The sequence below is a fragment of the Bacillus sp. RC251 genome (genome assembly GCF_044908765.1).
In the GTDB taxonomy this organism is placed as follows: domain Bacteria; phylum Bacillota; class Bacilli; order Bacillales; family Bacillaceae_G; genus Bacillus_A; species Bacillus_A wiedmannii.
Map to the genome: position 1 here is coordinate 1 of NZ_JBIYDP010000020.1, position 15,918 is coordinate 15,918.

The 15,918-nt window shown below is 35.5% G+C and carries 19 protein-coding genes and 1 rRNA gene; 19 read left to right on the plus strand and 1 reads right to left on the minus strand.

The genetic code is table 11. The features are described from left to right. The 10 genes from rrf to rsmI form a co-directional block, all read left to right on the plus strand. A 5S ribosomal RNA gene (gene rrf / locus ABH961_RS28735) occupies positions 1-88 on the plus strand; the annotation flags it as partial. 190 nt (positions 89-278) lie between these two features. Further along, entirely contained in the window at positions 279-458 is a 180-nt protein-coding gene (locus ABH961_RS28740; RefSeq protein ID WP_048542201.1) for a sigma factor G inhibitor Gin, read from the plus strand. Between the two features lie 72 nt (positions 459-530). Continuing rightward, on the plus strand, positions 531-1,952 hold the full coding sequence (locus ABH961_RS28745; protein ID WP_098631493.1) for an aminotransferase class I/II-fold pyridoxal phosphate-dependent enzyme: 1,422 nt from the start codon (positions 531-533) through the stop codon (positions 1,950-1,952). A 1-nt stretch (position 1,953) separates the two neighbouring features. Next, complete coding sequence (gene tmk, locus ABH961_RS28750) at positions 1,954-2,580, plus strand: dTMP kinase (protein ID WP_097917657.1); 627 nt, start codon at positions 1,954-1,956, stop codon at positions 2,578-2,580. Between the two features lie 35 nt (positions 2,581-2,615). Continuing rightward, on the plus strand, positions 2,616-3,599 hold the full coding sequence (gene holB / locus ABH961_RS28755; RefSeq protein ID WP_046954526.1) for a DNA polymerase III subunit delta': 984 nt from the start codon (positions 2,616-2,618) through the stop codon (positions 3,597-3,599). A gap of 5 nt (positions 3,600-3,604) precedes the next feature. Then, positions 3,605-4,432, plus strand: a complete 828-nt coding sequence (locus tag ABH961_RS28760; protein WP_000272429.1) for a PSP1 domain-containing protein — start codon at positions 3,605-3,607, stop codon at positions 4,430-4,432. A 14-nt stretch (positions 4,433-4,446) separates the two neighbouring features. Further along, a complete protein-coding gene (gene yabA / locus ABH961_RS28765; protein ID WP_000412057.1) occupies positions 4,447-4,800 on the plus strand; it encodes a DNA replication initiation control protein YabA in 354 nt (117 codons plus the stop codon). Positions 4,801-4,921: 121 nt separating this feature from the next. Beyond that, a complete protein-coding gene (locus ABH961_RS28770; protein WP_088079977.1) occupies positions 4,922-5,662 on the plus strand; it encodes a tRNA1(Val) (adenine(37)-N6)-methyltransferase in 741 nt (246 codons plus the stop codon). Further along, positions 5,649-5,939, plus strand: coding sequence for a GIY-YIG nuclease family protein (locus ABH961_RS28775; protein WP_000414343.1), 291 nt, complete (start codon positions 5,649-5,651; stop codon positions 5,937-5,939). The genes ABH961_RS28770 and ABH961_RS28775 overlap by 14 nt, the downstream gene beginning before the upstream one ends. After that, on the plus strand, positions 5,908-6,783 hold the full coding sequence (rsmI, locus tag ABH961_RS28780; RefSeq protein WP_000267812.1) for a 16S rRNA (cytidine(1402)-2'-O)-methyltransferase: 876 nt from the start codon (positions 5,908-5,910) through the stop codon (positions 6,781-6,783). The genes ABH961_RS28775 and rsmI overlap by 32 nt, the downstream gene beginning before the upstream one ends. A gap of 20 nt (positions 6,784-6,803) precedes the next feature. Here the strand turns inward: rsmI and ABH961_RS28785 are convergent, their stop codons facing one another. Then, the gene (locus ABH961_RS28785) at positions 6,804-7,088 is read right to left on the minus strand and encodes a transition state genes transcriptional regulator AbrB (protein WP_000843039.1); all 285 of its coding nucleotides are present in this window, start codon (positions 7,086-7,088) and stop codon (positions 6,804-6,806) included. A gap of 521 nt (positions 7,089-7,609) precedes the next feature. Here ABH961_RS28785 and metG point away from each other — a divergent pair. From metG to purR, 9 genes are all read left to right on the plus strand, one after another. Beyond that, positions 7,610-9,592: a methionine--tRNA ligase gene (metG, locus tag ABH961_RS28790; protein ID WP_048542191.1), complete on the plus strand. Its 1,983-nt coding sequence runs from the start codon at positions 7,610-7,612 to the stop codon at positions 9,590-9,592. A 165-nt stretch (positions 9,593-9,757) separates the two neighbouring features. Continuing rightward, positions 9,758-10,525, plus strand: coding sequence for a TatD family hydrolase (locus tag ABH961_RS28795; protein WP_048542189.1), 768 nt, complete (start codon positions 9,758-9,760; stop codon positions 10,523-10,525). A gap of 194 nt (positions 10,526-10,719) precedes the next feature. Continuing rightward, positions 10,720-11,277 carry a ribonuclease M5 gene (gene rnmV, locus ABH961_RS28800; protein WP_000692830.1) on the plus strand — a complete coding sequence of 186 codons (558 nt, stop codon included), beginning with the start codon at positions 10,720-10,722 and terminating at the stop codon, positions 11,275-11,277. Next, on the plus strand, positions 11,274-12,152 hold the full coding sequence (rsmA, locus tag ABH961_RS28805) for a 16S rRNA (adenine(1518)-N(6)/adenine(1519)-N(6))-dimethyltransferase RsmA (RefSeq protein ID WP_000651555.1): 879 nt from the start codon (positions 11,274-11,276) through the stop codon (positions 12,150-12,152). Before rnmV ends, rsmA begins: the two co-directional genes overlap by 4 nt. Positions 12,153-12,262: 110 nt before the next feature. Then, on the plus strand, positions 12,263-13,126 hold the full coding sequence (gene yabG / locus ABH961_RS28810) for a sporulation peptidase YabG (RefSeq protein ID WP_001173738.1): 864 nt from the start codon (positions 12,263-12,265) through the stop codon (positions 13,124-13,126). A 238-nt stretch (positions 13,127-13,364) separates the two neighbouring features. Further along, positions 13,365-13,625 (plus strand): biofilm formation stimulator Veg, encoded by a 261-nt coding sequence (gene veg, locus ABH961_RS28815; protein WP_000044349.1) that lies wholly within the window; start codon positions 13,365-13,367, stop codon positions 13,623-13,625. Positions 13,626-13,716: 91 nt separating this feature from the next. Beyond that, the gene (gene sspF, locus ABH961_RS28820; RefSeq protein WP_001985066.1) at positions 13,717-13,896 is read left to right on the plus strand and encodes an acid-soluble spore protein SspF; all 180 of its coding nucleotides are present in this window, start codon (positions 13,717-13,719) and stop codon (positions 13,894-13,896) included. A gap of 196 nt (positions 13,897-14,092) precedes the next feature. Further along, the gene (gene ispE, locus ABH961_RS28825; protein WP_000772096.1) at positions 14,093-14,962 is read left to right on the plus strand and encodes a 4-(cytidine 5'-diphospho)-2-C-methyl-D-erythritol kinase; all 870 of its coding nucleotides are present in this window, start codon (positions 14,093-14,095) and stop codon (positions 14,960-14,962) included. Positions 14,963-15,016: 54 nt separating this feature from the next. Next, entirely contained in the window at positions 15,017-15,865 is an 849-nt protein-coding gene (purR, locus tag ABH961_RS28830) for a pur operon repressor (RefSeq protein ID WP_000702482.1), read from the plus strand. The last annotated feature ends 53 nt before the right edge of the window (positions 15,866-15,918 follow it).

Here is a 15,918-nt window from a genome sequence, read left to right on the forward strand (position 1 = left end):
CCGTTCCCATACCGAACACGGAAGTTAAGCTCTCTAGCGCCGATGGTAGTTGGGACCTTGTCCCTGTGAGAGTAGGACGTCGCCAAGCAACTAAAAACACAAGTCTTTTGACTTGTGTTTTTTTCTGTTTTCAAACAGTACGAAAAAAGAAGTAATGGTAATACAAACACGTTGCCCAAGGGTTAATCATATTATATAAGAGGTGGATGTATATTTTTCTGTAAATTGTTAAGGAATAGAAGTATAAAATATGTCCATTTAAATAGGGAGGGAAGGTTATGAAAGCACAAAATGAAGTTTGTATTGTTTGTGAGACAAAAAGAAAAGAAGGGATATATGTTTATAATAATTTAATATGTTATGAATGTGAAAAGGATATGGTGAATACGGAGACAAATGATCCGAAGTATATATATTATTTAAAACAGCTTCGGAAATTAGAAGTATCATATTTTTAAATAGGCATATGCCTATTATTTTTTTTGTTCTGTATAATAGAGGAAGAATGAAATAATAAGGAAGAGATATAGATGAATCAAAATCGCATACCTTTATATGAGGCATTAACAGAGTTTAAAGAAAGAGGGCCGTTATCCTTTCATGTTCCAGGTCATAAAAATGGTTTAAACTTCCCTCAGGAAGCTGTAGGGGAGTTTAAAGATATACTATCTATCGATGTAACTGAGTTGTCTGGGTTAGATGATTTACATAGTCCGTTTGAATGTATAGATGAGGCACAACAATTATTAGCTGATGTATATGGAGTGAAAAAAAGTTATTTTTTAATTAATGGTTCAACAGTAGGGAACCTAGCAATGATTTTGTCTTGTTGTGAAGAACATGATATTGTTCTTGTACAAAGAAATTGTCATAAATCAATTATTAATGGTTTAAAATTAGCGGGCGCAAATCCAATTTTTTTAGATCCATGGATTGATGAAGCTTATAATGTACCAGTGGGAATTCATGATGAAATTATTAAGGAAGCAATTGAAAAATATCCAAATGCTAAAGCACTCATTTTAACGCATCCTAATTATTATGGTATGGGGATGGATCTAGAGGCAAGCATCGCTTATGCACATGCACATAAAATCCCTGTTTTAGTAGATGAAGCACATGGAGCCCATTTTTGTTTAGGGGGAGCATTTCCAAAGTCAGCATTAGCATATGGTGCAGATATTGTAGTTCATTCTGCACATAAAACATTACCCGCGATGACAATGGGTTCCTATTTACATATAAATAGTCGCTTAGTGAAAGAAGAAAAAGTTTCTACCTATTTAAGTATGCTACAATCTAGTAGTCCATCGTATCCAATTATGACTTCTCTTGATATTGCACGCTTTACAATAGCACGTATAAAAGAAAAGGGACATGATGAAATTGTCGAGTTTTTACGGGGATTTAAAGACGAATTGTGTTCTATTCCACAAATAGCTATTTTACAATATCCATTACAAGACGAGTTAAAGGTTACTGTACAGACACGTTGTCAGTTATCAGGATACGAATTACAGTCTGTATTTGAAAAGGTCGGTATATATACAGAAATGGCGGATCCATATAATGTCCTATTTATTTTGCCCTTGCAAGTAAATAAGGAGTATATGAAGGCTATAGAGATGATCCGAGGGGCATTGCAATATTATGAGGTGAAAGACAAGAAGGAATCTATTCGTTATACTTATAAAGGAGAATTTTCTCCTTTACCGTATACATATAAACAACTGGAAGGATATGAAACAAAAGTAGTATCTGTAGAAGAAGCAGTTGGGATGATAGCGGCAGAAATGGTAATTCCGTACCCACCTGGAATTCCATTGATTATGTATGGAGAAAGAATTACTTCAGAACATAAAGAGCAAATTATGTATTTAGAGCAATCAGGCGCTCGTTTTCAAGGTAGCACGAAATATATGAAAGTGTATGATATAGAAAGTAGGTTTTAGAATGAAGGGATTATTTGTAACAATTGAAGGTCCAGAAGGTTCGGGTAAAACAACGTTAATTAAAAGTTTATTGCCGTACTTTGAACAAAAAGAACAAAAGGTAATGGCGACGAGAGAACCAGGTGGCATTGCAATTTCAGAGGATATTAGAACAATTTTACATAAACAAGAATATACGATGATGGAAGCACGTACAGAGGCGCTTTTGTATGCTGCTGCACGTAGACAACATTTGGTGGAAAAGGTTATGCCGGCACTTAACGAGGACTACCTTGTATTATGTGATCGTTTTATAGATAGCTCTTTAGCGTATCAAGGATATGCAAGAGGGTTAGGTATGGATAAAGTATTTGAAATAAATCGTTTCGCAACAGAGGACTGTATGCCTAGTTTAACGATTTACCTAGACATTGAACCAGAGATTGGTTTAGCTCGCATTGAAAAAGATGCAGGACGTGAAGTAAATCGATTAGATATGGAAGATATCTCTTTCCATAAACGTGTCCGTGAAGGATATTTACAAGTTGTAGAACGTTTCTCAGATCGTATTGTATTGGTAAATGCTGATCAACCAATGGAAAAACTTATAGAAGAAGTTGTTAAGATTATAGAAGATAAATTGTTATAATAGAAGGAAAGAATGAAATAAGTGAGGTATGCATTATGACGAAGACGTGGGAGCAGCTTTCTGCTATACAACCCATCGGTGTAAAAATGTTGATGAATAGCATTGCAAAAGAGCGTATATCCCACGCTTACTTGTTAGAGGGAGGGAAAGGGACTGGAAAGTTTGCAACGGCAATTCAAATGGCAAAGAGTTTTCTCTGTTCTGGGCGGAATGGGGTAGAGCCTTGTCACGTATGTACAAATTGTAAGCGAATTGATTCAGGTAACCACCCTAACTTACATATTGTAAAACCAGACGGATTATCTATTAAGAAACAGCAAATTCATGATTTACAAGAAGAGTTTTCAAAAACAGGATTAGAAGCAAATAAAAAAGTATATATTATTGAGCACGCAGATCGTATGACAGCAAATGCAGCGAATACACTTTTAAAATTTTTAGAAGAACCAAGTAGTGATACAACAGCTATTTTACTTACTGAACAAAGTCATCAAATTTTAAATACGATTTTATCTCGCTGTCAAGTTGTTACATTTAGACCGTTACCTACGGAATCTTTAATTAGAAGATTACAGGATGAAGGTATTACGGCATCTTTATCGACACTTGCTGCGCAACTCACGAATAGTTTTGATGAAGCTTTAGCTTTATGTAGTGATGAATGGTTTGCACAAGCACGAGCTTTAGTGATAAAATTATGTGAAGCGCTCGAAAAGGATAAAGCCTCTATTTTTTTTGTACAAGAAAAATGGGGGAAACACTTTAGAGAGAAAGAACAATTACAGCAAGGTTTAGATATGTTGCTCCTTATTTATAAGGATTTATTATATGTTCAACTTGGAGAAGAAGATCGTCTTGTTTTTCATGAGCAGAAAGAGATGTTTGAATCTTTCTCCTATGCTCAGAAGCGCATTGTATCAGCTCTCTTTAATATATTAGAGGCAAAAAATAGAATCAACGCTAATGTAAATGCGCAGCTTGTGTTCGAACAGTTAGTGTTGCGGTTGCAGGAGGGATGACCGTTTTGTATGATGTAGTAGGTGTTCGCTTTAAGAAGGCCGGAAAGGTGTATTACTTCGATCCGAATCAGTTCGATATCTCTGAAAATGAGTTTGTAATTGTAGAAACAGTAAGAGGTATTGAGTACGGAAAAGTAGTTATTACCAAAAAGCAAGTTGATGAAAACGACGTTGTATTACCGCTAAAAAAGGTTATTCGTATTGCAAATGAAAATGATCGTACCATTGTTGAAGAGAACAAACATGCTGCAAAAGAAGCATATCAAGTTTGTCAGCAAAAGGTAGTAGAGCATAATCTTGATATGAAACTTGTAGATGTAGAGTATACGTTCGATCGCAATAAGATTATTTTCTACTTTACTGCGGATGGTCGGATTGATTTCCGCGAACTAGTGAAGGACTTAGCGGCAATCTTTAGGACAAGAATTGAACTAAGACAAATTGGTGTTCGTGATGAAGCGAAGATGCTTGGTGGTATTGGTCCGTGTGGTCGTATGCTTTGTTGTTCTACTTTTTTAGGAGATTTTGAACCTGTATCCATTAAGATGGCAAAGGATCAAAATTTATCATTAAATCCTGCAAAAATCTCTGGTTTATGTGGTCGCTTAATGTGTTGCTTAAAATATGAGAATGATGAATATGAGGCAGCAAAGGAACAACTTCCTGATTTAGATCAACGTATACAAACCCCGCATGGTACTGGCCGTGTTATCGGATTAAATATTTTAGAAAGATTAATTCAAGTGGAACTAGTAGACAAGGAACGGATAGTAGAATATACGTTAGATGAGTTAGTGAATAAAGGGGTCGTTTCGAGTCAAACCACAGATTAATGAGGTGGGTGCTTGTGGAGAAAAAAGATATTTTTGCATCGGTTTCTAGTATGGAAGAGCAAATTGGACATTTATACAAACAGTTGGGAGAATTAAAACAACATCTTGCAGAGTTGTTGGAAGAGAACCAACATATAAAAATGGAAAATGAAAATTTGCGACACCGCTTTGAAGAAGTGCAGATTAAGGAAAAACAAAAAACTCAAAAACGTAAAGAAGTGAAGCCGAAGACAACTGATATTGGCGAAGGCTATGATAATTTAGCAAGGCTATATCAAGAAGGTTTTCATATTTGTAATCTGCATTATGGAAGTGTACGTAAAGAGGGAGATTGTTTATTCTGCCTGTCATTTTTAAATAAAAAGTGAAATTACCTTTCCAATGATAATTGGAAAGGTAATTTTTTATACATGAGAGTAGAATGAAATATGTTTTTTTATTAGTAGAAGATGAAATAGGGTAGGTTAAGTGTAAGAAAAGGAGTAACATATGAATTTATATGAAGATGAACGTTTAGATTACTTATTAGCGCAAGATATGAAGATTGTACAAAGCCCATCAGTATTCAATTTCTCGTTAGATGCTGTTTTACTTGCAGACTTTGCTTGGGTGCCGATTCAAAAAGGTAATGTACTTGATCTGTGTACAGGTAACGCAGTTGTCCCCCTTTTATTAAGTACCAGAACAAAGGGAAACATTACAGGTGTAGAAATTCAAGAACGTTTATATGATATGGGAATCAGAAGCGTTCAATACAATAAGTTAGAAGAAAGAATTCACTTAATACATGGGGATTTGAAAGATATGCCGGAGAAACTTGGACGTCATCAATATGATGTAGTTACATGTAATCCCCCTTATTTTCAAACACCTGCAACTTCTGAGAAAAATATGAATGAACATTTAGCGATAGCTCGTCATGAAATTATGTGTACATTAGAGGATGTTGTATCTGCAAGTAGTCAGTTAGTAAAGCAAGGTGGGAAAGTAGCATTTGTACATCGTCCAGGTCGTTTGCTAGATATTGTTACATTAATGCGTAAATACAAAATTGAACCAAAGCGTGTGCGATTTGTTTATCCTAAGGCAGGGAAAGAAGCGAATACATTGTTAATTGAAGGAATTAAGGATGGAAACGCAGATTTGAAAATATTGCCCCCTCTTTTTGTATATGAAGCAAATAATGAATATACAAAGGAGATTCGTTCAATTTTATATGGAGAAGAATAAGCATTGTTTTTATGTTGTAGAGTGCTCTGACGGAAGTTATTATGCTGGATATACAAATCATATAGAGAAGCGGATTCAGACCCATAATAGTGGAAAAGGGGCTAGGTATACGCGTGCTAGACTTCCTGTTGTTTTAAAATACATAGAATTTCATGAAGATAAGCGTACAGCTATGCAAGCAGAGTATTATTTTAAGCAGTTAAATAGAAAACAAAAAGAAGAATATATGCAAAAAGGAGAACGCTATGTGGCAACAAAAAAGCTTTCAACAAAATGAAAAGGGAGTTTTATATTTAGTACCAACTCCTATTGGAAATTTAGAAGATATGACATTTCGTGCAATCCGAATTTTAAAAGAAGCTGATTTAATTGCTGCTGAAGATACGAGACAAACGAAAAAACTTTGTAATTATTTCGAAATTGAAACCCCCGTTATGAGTTACCATGAGCATAATAAGGAAGTAAGTGGTAAGAAAATATTAGGGAAGTTAGACGAAGGAAAGACTGTAGCACTTGTTAGTGATGCTGGTATGCCTTGTATTTCCGATCCAGGTTACGATATTGTTGTAGAGGCTGTAGCAGAACAGTATCATGTAATCCCGCTTCCTGGGGCAAATGCAGCCCTTACAGCATTAATTGCATCAGGTCTTGAAACAAAACAATTTTATTTCTATGGATTTTTACAAAGAAATAAAAAAGAGAGAAAAATGGAGTTAGAGAAGCTTCGTTATGTACAAACTACAATGATGTTTTATGAAGCGCCCCATCGTTTAGATGATACTTTAATCTCGATGCAAGAAGTGTTGGGAAATAGAGAAATTGTATTATGTCGAGAGTTAACGAAAAAATTTGAGGAATTTATTCGTGGAACAGTTGAGGAAGCAATTGAGTGGACGAAACAAAATGAAGTTCGTGGCGAGTTTTGTATTTTAGTAGCTGGTTCAACGGAAGAACCTACCCCGGAAGAACAATGGTGGGAATCTATTTCGGTATATGATCATATTGAACATTATATAAACGAAAAAGGTATGAATTCAAAAGAGGCAATAAAAACAGTCGCTAAAGATCGAGATTTGTCGAAACGCGATGTATATCAAATCTATCATGTCGATAAAAAATAAGCTTCTCATAATTGAGAAGCTTATTTTGCTGTTTCGATATAATCTTGAAGTTCGTTTAAGATTCGCTCAGCGCCTTCTTTGCTTAAGATAATTTTACCTTCAGCTAAAGATAGGTTACCATCAGATACTTCACCAGTTACTTGGCAAGTCATGTTTGGCTTATATTTTTTTAAGATGATTTTCTCGTCATCAACGTAGATTTCAAGAGCATCCTTTTCTGCAATACCTAAAGTACGGCGTAATTCGATTGGAATTACTACACGACCTAATTCATCAACTTTACGAACGATACCAGTAGATTTCATAATTTTTTTCCTCCTAAAGAAATAGTTTATAAGTTTCGAGTCTATTTTCTAGATTCGTCATTTTTCGACAAAATACCCTATGGACATATGATACCAATCATTTACATTTCCGTCAATTCTTTAATTCTATATTTTTTAAAAAGATTTATAGATTTCTTACTTCTTATATATAATAGAATGAGAGTAATTTCTACTATTATTTCACTTTATTTTCAGAAAAGTTTATAGATTGTAAGTAAGGACTGTATATTTTCTTGAAATATGAGCAATAGATGATAAAGATATTAAGTATTAACTCGTTTTTATCCCGCTATTTGCCAAGCAGTAAGATTCTAAATTTAAAATTTGGCTGGAGCAAAGAAGTTAAGTTGGAGTCGGATTGCTCGTAAAAGCCTGATTGGTGCGGGCTAATAATCCGCGGGAGTGAACAAAACCCCCACAGATTAAAGTTTCACTTTATATATAAGTTTTTGATATACTATTTATAAATACATATGAGGTTATCCGGGAGGTCCAAAACAATGACAGAGGAAAATAAGTCCTTTTATATTACTACCCCAATTTATTATCCAAGTGGAAAATTACACATTGGACATGCTTATACAACAGTAGCAGGAGATGCGATGGCACGATATAAGCGTATGCAAGGATACAATGTTCATTATTTAACAGGAACTGATGAGCATGGACAGAAGATACAAAAGAAAGCAGAAGAATTAAATGTTACACCACAAGCATATGTGGATAACATTGTTGCAGGAATTAAAGAACTTTGGGAGAAAATGGATATCTCTTATGATGATTTTATTCGTACAACTGAAGATCGTCATAAAGATGTTGTTGAAAAAATCTTCAAGCAACTAGTAGATCAAGGTGATATTTATCTTGATGAATATGAAGGTTGGTATTCTGTACAAGATGAGACATTCTATACAGAGCATCAATTAGTAGATCCAATTATGGAAGGTGAAAAAGTAGTTGGAGGAAAAAGCCCAGATAGTGGTCATGATGTAGAACTTGTTCGTGAAGAATCGTATTTCTTTAGAATGGGTAAATATGTCGACAGACTATTAAAATTCTATGAAGATAATCCACATTTCATTCAGCCAGAGTCTCGTAAGAATGAGATGATTAATAACTTCATTAAACCAGGCCTAGAAGATTTAGCTGTTTCTCGTACTTCATTTGACTGGGGAGTTCGTGTTCCAGGTAACCCGAAACACGTTATTTACGTATGGGTTGACGCATTATCTAACTACATTACAGCATTAGGTTATGGAACAGAAAATGAAGAGATGTATAAGAAATTCTGGCCAGCTGATGTACATTTAGTTGGAAAAGAAATCGTTCGTTTCCATACAATTTATTGGCCAATCATTTTAATGGCATTAGATTTACCTCTTCCGAAAAAAATCTTTGCTCATGGTTGGATTTTAATGAAGGATGGAAAGATGAGTAAGTCAAAAGGAAACGTAGTAGATCCAGTTACTTTAATCGATCGTTACGGATTAGATGCATTACGTTATTACTTACTTCGTGAAGTTCCATTCGGATCTGATGGCGTATTCACACCAGAAGGATTTGTGGAGCGCATTAATTTCGATTTAGCAAATGACTTAGGTAACTTATTAAATCGTACAGTAGCTATGATTGATAAGTACTTTAACGGAGAAATCCCTGCATTTAAAGAAAATGTAACGGAATTCGATGAAACGTTAGTAACGTTTGCAAAAGATACATTGAAAAAAGTAGAAGAGGCAATGGAGAATATGGAATTCTCTGTAGCGTTAAGCTCAATTTGGCAATTGGTTAGCCGTGCAAATAAATATATTGATGAAACACAACCGTGGGTATTAGCGAAAGATGAGAATGATCGTGAAAAATTAGCTTCTGTAATGGCCCACTTAGCAGAGGTGCTTCGTCAAACAGGTATTATGCTTATGCCGTTCCTAACAGTAGCACCAAGTAAGATGTTTGCTCAGCTTGGACTTACTGAAGAGGCACATAAATCTTGGGAAAGCCTATCTACAATTGGCTGTATTCCAGCTGGAACAAAAGTAGAAAAAGGAAACCCGATTTTCCCTCGTTTAGAAATGGAAGTAGAAGTAGGGTACATTAAAGAACAAATGAAAAGCTCTGCTCCTAAAGTAGAAGAGAAAAAAGAAGAAGAACCGAAAGCAGAAGAAATTACAATTGATGATTTCTTTAAAGTAGAATTACGTGTAGCTGAAGTACTATCAGCTGAACCTGTGAAAAAAGCAGATAAGTTGTTAAAAATTCAGCTGGATTTAGGTACAGAAAAGCGTCAAGTTGTTTCAGGAATTGCAAAATTCTATTCGCCGGAAGACCTAAAAGGTAAAAAGGTTATTTGTGTAACAAACTTAAAACCTGTAAAATTACGCGGTGAATTATCACAAGGTATGATTTTAGCGGGTGAAGAGAATGGCGTATTGTCATTAGCATCAATCGACCAAAATCTACCAAACGGTACAAAAATCAAGTAATTAAGACAAGAAAAGAGATGTTTCACGTGTAACATGTGTGAAGCGTCTTTTTTCTTTTTACACTCTCTATTTTTGCATTAAAATTATAGTATTGTTATCGTTAAGTTATTAAAGAGCTTATTTTTTAGAATAAACTTGATTTCAATATAAAAGGAGTTATGTATTATGTTGTTTGATACACATTCACATTTGAATGCAGAGCAATTTGAAGAAGATTTGCAAGAGGTTATTGCACGAATGAAAGAAGCGGGAGTTACCTATACAGTTGTTGTTGGTTTTGATGAAGTAACGATAAAAAAGGCGATTGAATTAGCTGAAACTTATGATTTTATTTACGCTGCGGTTGGATGGCATCCAGTTGATGCAATTGACATGACAGAAGAACATCTAGCTTGGTTAGAAGAACTTGCTTCTCATCCTAAAGTCGTTGCGCTTGGAGAGATGGGATTAGATTATCATTGGGATAAGTCTCCAAAAGAAATACAGAAGGAAGTATTCCGTAAACAAATTGCATTGGCTAAAAAAGTGAAATTGCCGATTATTATACATAATCGCGATGCAACTCAAGATATTGTTGATATTCTAGAAGAAGAGAATGCAGCTGAAGTGGGAGGCATTATGCATTGCTTTAGCGGCAGCGTAGAAGTAGCAGAGCGATGTGTTAATATGAACTTTTTAATTTCGTTAGGTGGACCAGTTACATTTAAAAATGCTAAGAAGCCGAAAGAAGTTGCTGTGGAGATTCCATTAGAGAAATTGTTAATAGAGACAGATTGTCCATATTTAACACCACATCCATTTCGAGGAAAACGAAATGAACCGAGTTATGTAAAACTCGTAGCAGAAGAAATTGCGAATTTAAAAGGAATTTCTTATGAGGAAGTAGCAGAAATAACAACAAAAAATGCAAAAGCTTTATTTGGTGTTGAATAAAAAGGAGTGGGAGAACCCATTCTTTTTTATTTTTGTGAAAAAATAAGGGCGAATGAGGAAGTGTTACAATAAGGAGAGAGAACAAAGTTTTGGACATTCTATTTTTTAAAATGTAAGAATGGGGAAAATAATAATGGAAAAGTCGTCATTTTTTTGTTTTACTAAGTAGAGACGAAACGAGTGTGGAGGCAAGCATGAAAATTAAAGAGATTATCGTTGTAGAAGGTAAAGATGATACAGTTGCGATTAAGCGTGCTGTTGATGCGGATACAATTGAAACGAACGGTTCAGCAATCGGTGATCATGTTATTGAGCAAGTTAAATTAGCGCTGCAAAAACGGGGCGTTATTATTTTCACAGATCCGGATTATCCTGGAGAGCGTATTCGAAAAATTATTTCTGATAAGGTGCCTGGATGTAAACATGCTTTTTTACCGAAGGAAGAAGCACTTGCCAAAAGGAAAAAGGGTGTCGGGATTGAACATGCTTCTAATGAATCAATTCGCCGTGCTTTAGAGAATATACATGAAGAAATGGAAGCTTACACAAGTGAAATCAGTTGGAGCGATTTAGTCGATGCAGGCTTAGTGGGCGGAGAAATGGCAAAGAGTCGCAGAGAAAGAATGGGTAAGCTATTAAAGATTGGTTATACAAACGCAAAACAGTTACATAAACGTTTACAAATGTTTCAAGTTTCAAAAGAATCGTTTGCAGAAGCTTATAAGCAAGTCATACAGGAGGAAAGAAAATGAAGGATATCGCAACGCCAAATCGTACGAAAGACATTGTTGAAAAGTATGGATTTTCATTCAAAAAAAGTTTAGGACAAAATTTTTTAATTGATACGAATGTATTAAATCGTATTGTCGATCACGCTGAAATTGGTTCAGAAAGTGGTGCAATTGAAATTGGACCAGGTATCGGTGCGTTAACAGAACAATTAGCGAAGCGTGCTAAAAAAGTAGTAGCTTTTGAAATTGATCAGAGGTTATTACCGATTTTAGATGAGACGTTAGCTCCATATAGCAACGTTACAGTTATAAATAAAGACGTACTAAAGGCAGATGTACATGAGGTGTTTAGTGAGCAATTTGAGGAAGGGCAAGATGTAATGGTAGTAGCGAACTTACCGTACTATATTACAACGCCAATTTTATTTAAATTGTTGGAAGAGAAATTACCGGTTCGTGGATTTGTTGTTATGATGCAAAAAGAAGTTGGAGATCGTTTAGCTGCTAAACCTGGAACGAAAGAGTATGGTTCTTTATCCATTGCTATTCAGTATTATACAGAAGTGGAAACAGTTATGACTGTACCACGTACAGTGTTTGTGCCACAACCAAATGTTGATTCTGCGATTATTCGTCTCCTAAAGCGCCCAAAACCAGTTGTAGAAGTAACAGATGAGACATTCTTCTTTGAAGTAGTACGAGCAAGTTTTGCACAGCGTCGTAAAACTTTAATGAATAATTTATCAAATAATTTAAATGGTTTCCCGAAAGATAAAGAGCTGTTGGATCGAATTTTAACAGAAGTGGGAATTGATCCAAAACGAAGAGGCGAAACGCTATCTATTGAAGAGTTTGCAACATTAAGTAATGCATTAGTTCTTCATAAATTGTCATAAGAATAGAAAAGGGACAGTTCAACTTGAACTGTCCCTTTTGTCACCTTTCCTCTCCTACATTCATACTTTAAAAACAGGTAAGATGGCCTAACGAGTTTGGAGGTAGGAGAATGGCTTTACATGTTGGAGAATTAGTGGAACGATATTCTCATAATAGGGATATCCTTTTTCGTATTATAGAAATAAAAGGCGAGATAGCTATATTATTTGGAGAGGAAATTAGACTGGTGGCAGATGCGCCACTTGAAGATTTAATTAGTATAGATCAACGAGAGCATAAAAAAAGAGCGAAGCGTGAGAAAGAAACGATGGAGCGTACGTATCGTTTGTTTCAACAAGATTATGTATTAATGAAACAAAGGCATGAACACACTTCAACGGGTGGATATACAAGTGAGGTGAATTATTTTCAAATGCCAGGACGCGTATTGCATATAGATGGTGACCCGTTATATTTGCGCAAGTGCTTAGACTTATATAATAAAATTGGTGTTCCTGTACAAGGTATTCATTGTAAAGAAACAGAGATGCATGAAAAGGTAGTAGATTTAATAGATCATTTTCGTCCAGACATTTTAGTTATTACGGGGCACGATGCATATACAAAATCAAAAGGAGTAAAGGGAGATTTAGCAGCATATAGGCATTCAAGGCATTTTGTACAGGCTGTTCGAGAAGTGAGAAAAAAATATCCATCATTGGATCAACTCGTTATTTTTGCTGGGGCATGCCAATCACACTTTGAAGCATTAATTCGAGCGGGTGCTAACTTTGCTAGTTCACCATCTAGAATTAATATTCACGCACTAGATCCTGTATATGTGGTTGGTAAAATTAGTTTTACGTCATTTATGGAAAGAGTAAATGTATGGGATGTTGTACGTAATACGATTACTGGCGAAAAGGGACTTGGCGGGATTGAGACGAGGGGGATTTTACGAACTGGCTTACCCTTTCAACATTATGAAGAATAAGCAAGGTACATATGTATCTTGCTTTTTTGTATGGGAAGGATTTAAATCAGCTTGGATAAAAAGAGACAAGAACGCGCAGACTACATAATGATACTTTTACAATATAGTATTTCTTCTATCTATTTGAACGCATGATGCTTTTATAATGATATTGTCTGTGAGTTGCGGTTAATAATTGGGATAGATATATCGTGTTTTAAGTGTTCAATCTAAATTACAGCGAGGTGTAACGAAGTATATGTCAAAACGTTTAGATGAAATTAAAAGCGAATTAGATCACCATCTTGGACAGAGACTGATGTTAAAGGCGAATAGTGGGAGAAGAAAAACAGTAGAACAATCAGGTGTACTTGCAGAAACGTACCGTTCTGTTTTTGTTGTACAATTGGATCAGCAAGAAGATGCGTTGCAACGTGTATCATATAGCTATGCGGATGTTTTAACAGAGACAGTAGAGTTAACGTTTTATGGTGAACCTCATAATGAAGTGATTTTATAATTCATGTATCGTTACATATATTCCCACAAATGAAAAGCTATATTATTTTGCATACTAATTATACCGTAGCAAAATAAGGAGGGACTCTGCATTGAGTAGACGAAGAGGTGTCATGTCAAATCAATTTAAAGAAGAGCTTGCAAAAGAGCTAGGCTTTTATGATGTTGTTCAGAAAGAAGGCTGGGGCGGAATTCGTGCGAAAGATGCTGGTAACATGGTGAAACGTGCTATAGAAATTGCAGAACAGCAATTAATGAAACAAAACCAGTAGTTGTAAGATACTTTCTATGCTACGGTAGCCGAGGAGTGATTCCTCGGCTTTTTGTACTCGAAAAGGTGCCATCATTTTACATAAGTAGTTTCATTCTGAATGCTTTTCGTTATAATTAGGGAAGTGTCATCGTCTTACTATAAATTTATGGTAAAATAAACGATAAAAGATTGAGTACATAGAGTGGGTGAATAGATTGAAGCTACTAGTGAAAGCACCAGCAAAGATTAATCTGTCGTTAGATGTACTGGGAAAAAGACAAGACGGATATCATGAAGTGAAAATGATTATGACAACAATTGATTTAGCGGATCGTTTAGAACTAATGGAATTAGCAGAAGACCGTATTGAAATTTTATCCCATAATCGGTATGTCCCAGACGACCAAAGAAATTTAGCTTATCAAGCGGCGAAATTATTAAAAGAGAAGTTTAATGTGAAAAAAGGCGTATCTATTACTATTGAAAAAACGATTCCAGTAGCAGCTGGATTAGCAGGTGGAAGTAGTGATGCAGCAGCGACATTACGTGGCCTTAATAAATTATGGAATTTAGGGCTTACAATTGATCAGTTAGCAGAGCTTGGCGCAAAAATCGGATCAGATGTATCGTTTTGTGTATATGGTGGGACAGCAATTGCCACTGGAAGAGGAGAGCAAATTGAGCACATAAAAACTCCACCTTCTTGTTGGGTTATTTTAGCAAAACCCCATATTGGTGTATCTACTGCTGATGTGTATGGAAATTTAAAGTTAAATCGAGTTACACATCCAAATGTAGATAAAATGGTTAACGTCATAAATGCTGGGGACTACAAAGGGATTTGTGATACTGTTGGTAATGTTTTAGAAGATGTAACGTTTGCGATGCATCCTGAAGTTGCACGTATTAAGGCACAGATGAAGCGATTTGGGGCGGATGCTGTATTAATGAGTGGAAGTGGCCCAACGGTATTTGGTCTTGTGCACCATGATTCGCGAATGCATCGTATATATAACGGATTAAAAGGATTTTGTGAACAAGTATACGCAGTACGTTTATTAGGAGAGCGAGAAACGCTTGAATAAAGACGTATAATACGTTATGATTTGTTTAGAATATTCGTGATTTGAGGTGAGAGTATGAAAATTAGACGAAGTACAAGATTAGTCGATATGACGTATTACTTGTTACAAAACCCTCGTCAGCTAGTTTCTCTCACTTTTTTTGCTGAAAGGTATCAATCAGCTAAGTCTTCCATTAGTGAAGATTTAGTTATTATTAAGCAAACGTTTGAACAACAAGGGGTCGGCACATTGCAAACGGTACCAGGAGCAGCAGGAGGAGTGAAATATATACCATATATAAGTGAGGAAGAGGCAAATCTAATTATTGGTGAGCTTTGTAGCTTATTTGAAAATCCAGATCGTATTTTGCCTGGTGGTTACTTATATATGACAGATCTTTTAAGTAATCCTCGCCATATTAATGGCGCAGGTCGTTTGTTTGCTTCTGTTTTTGCTAGGCAACCAATTGATGCGGTTATGACGGTGGCAACGAAGGGGATTCCACTTGCTTATGCGGTGGCAAATTACTTAGATGTACCGGTAGTAATTGCAAGGAAAGATAATAAGGTAACAGAAGGCCCAACTGTTAGTATTAACTATGTATCAGGTTCTTCTAAGCGAATTCAAACAATGACGTTAGCAAAGCGTAGCCTTCCAGAGGGATCAAATGTTTTAATTATTGATGACTTCATGAAAGCTGGCGGGACAATTCAAGGTATGATGAGTATGTTAGAAGAGTTTAAGGCTAATGTTGTTGGTATTGGTGTATTAGTAGAATCCACGGATATTGAAGAACGACTAATTAATAATTTTGTATCATTAATTCGTCTATCAGAAGTTGATGTGAAAGAAAAAGCGATTCAAGTGGAAAAGGGAAATTATTCACTGGCACCATTTGATGAAGGGCTTGTAGAGGCTGAGTAAAAAGGTAAAGCAGATCGCTTTATCTTTTTTTTATTCTATTTATAAATTATAAA

Excerpts from the sequence above, each read along its gene's own strand:
- ABH961_RS28740 (WP_048542201.1), top strand. The coding sequence starts at position 279 with ATGAAAGCACAAAATGAAGTTTGTATTGTTTGTGAGACAAAAAGAAAA.
- ABH961_RS28745 (WP_098631493.1), top strand. The coding sequence starts at position 531 with ATGAATCAAAATCGCATACCTTTATATGAGGCATTAACAGAGTTTAAA.
- tmk (WP_097917657.1), top strand. The coding sequence starts at position 1,954 with ATGAAGGGATTATTTGTAACAATTGAAGGTCCAGAAGGTTCGGGTAAA.
- holB (WP_046954526.1), top strand. The coding sequence starts at position 2,616 with ATGACGAAGACGTGGGAGCAGCTTTCTGCTATACAACCCATCGGTGTA.
- ABH961_RS28770 (WP_088079977.1), top strand. The coding sequence starts at position 4,922 with ATGAATTTATATGAAGATGAACGTTTAGATTACTTATTAGCGCAAGAT.
- ABH961_RS28775 (WP_000414343.1), top strand. The coding sequence starts at position 5,649 with ATGGAGAAGAATAAGCATTGTTTTTATGTTGTAGAGTGCTCTGACGGA.
- rsmI (WP_000267812.1), top strand. The coding sequence starts at position 5,908 with ATGTGGCAACAAAAAAGCTTTCAACAAAATGAAAAGGGAGTTTTATAT.
- ABH961_RS28785 (WP_000843039.1), bottom strand. The coding sequence starts at position 7,088 with ATGAAATCTACTGGTATCGTTCGTAAAGTTGATGAATTAGGTCGTGTA.
- metG (WP_048542191.1), top strand. The coding sequence starts at position 7,610 with ATGACAGAGGAAAATAAGTCCTTTTATATTACTACCCCAATTTATTAT.
- ABH961_RS28795 (WP_048542189.1), top strand. The coding sequence starts at position 9,758 with ATGTTGTTTGATACACATTCACATTTGAATGCAGAGCAATTTGAAGAA.
- rnmV (WP_000692830.1), top strand. The coding sequence starts at position 10,720 with ATGAAAATTAAAGAGATTATCGTTGTAGAAGGTAAAGATGATACAGTT.
- rsmA (WP_000651555.1), top strand. The coding sequence starts at position 11,274 with ATGAAGGATATCGCAACGCCAAATCGTACGAAAGACATTGTTGAAAAG.
- yabG (WP_001173738.1), top strand. The coding sequence starts at position 12,263 with ATGGCTTTACATGTTGGAGAATTAGTGGAACGATATTCTCATAATAGG.
- veg (WP_000044349.1), top strand. The coding sequence starts at position 13,365 with ATGTCAAAACGTTTAGATGAAATTAAAAGCGAATTAGATCACCATCTT.
- purR (WP_000702482.1), top strand. The coding sequence starts at position 15,017 with ATGAAAATTAGACGAAGTACAAGATTAGTCGATATGACGTATTACTTG.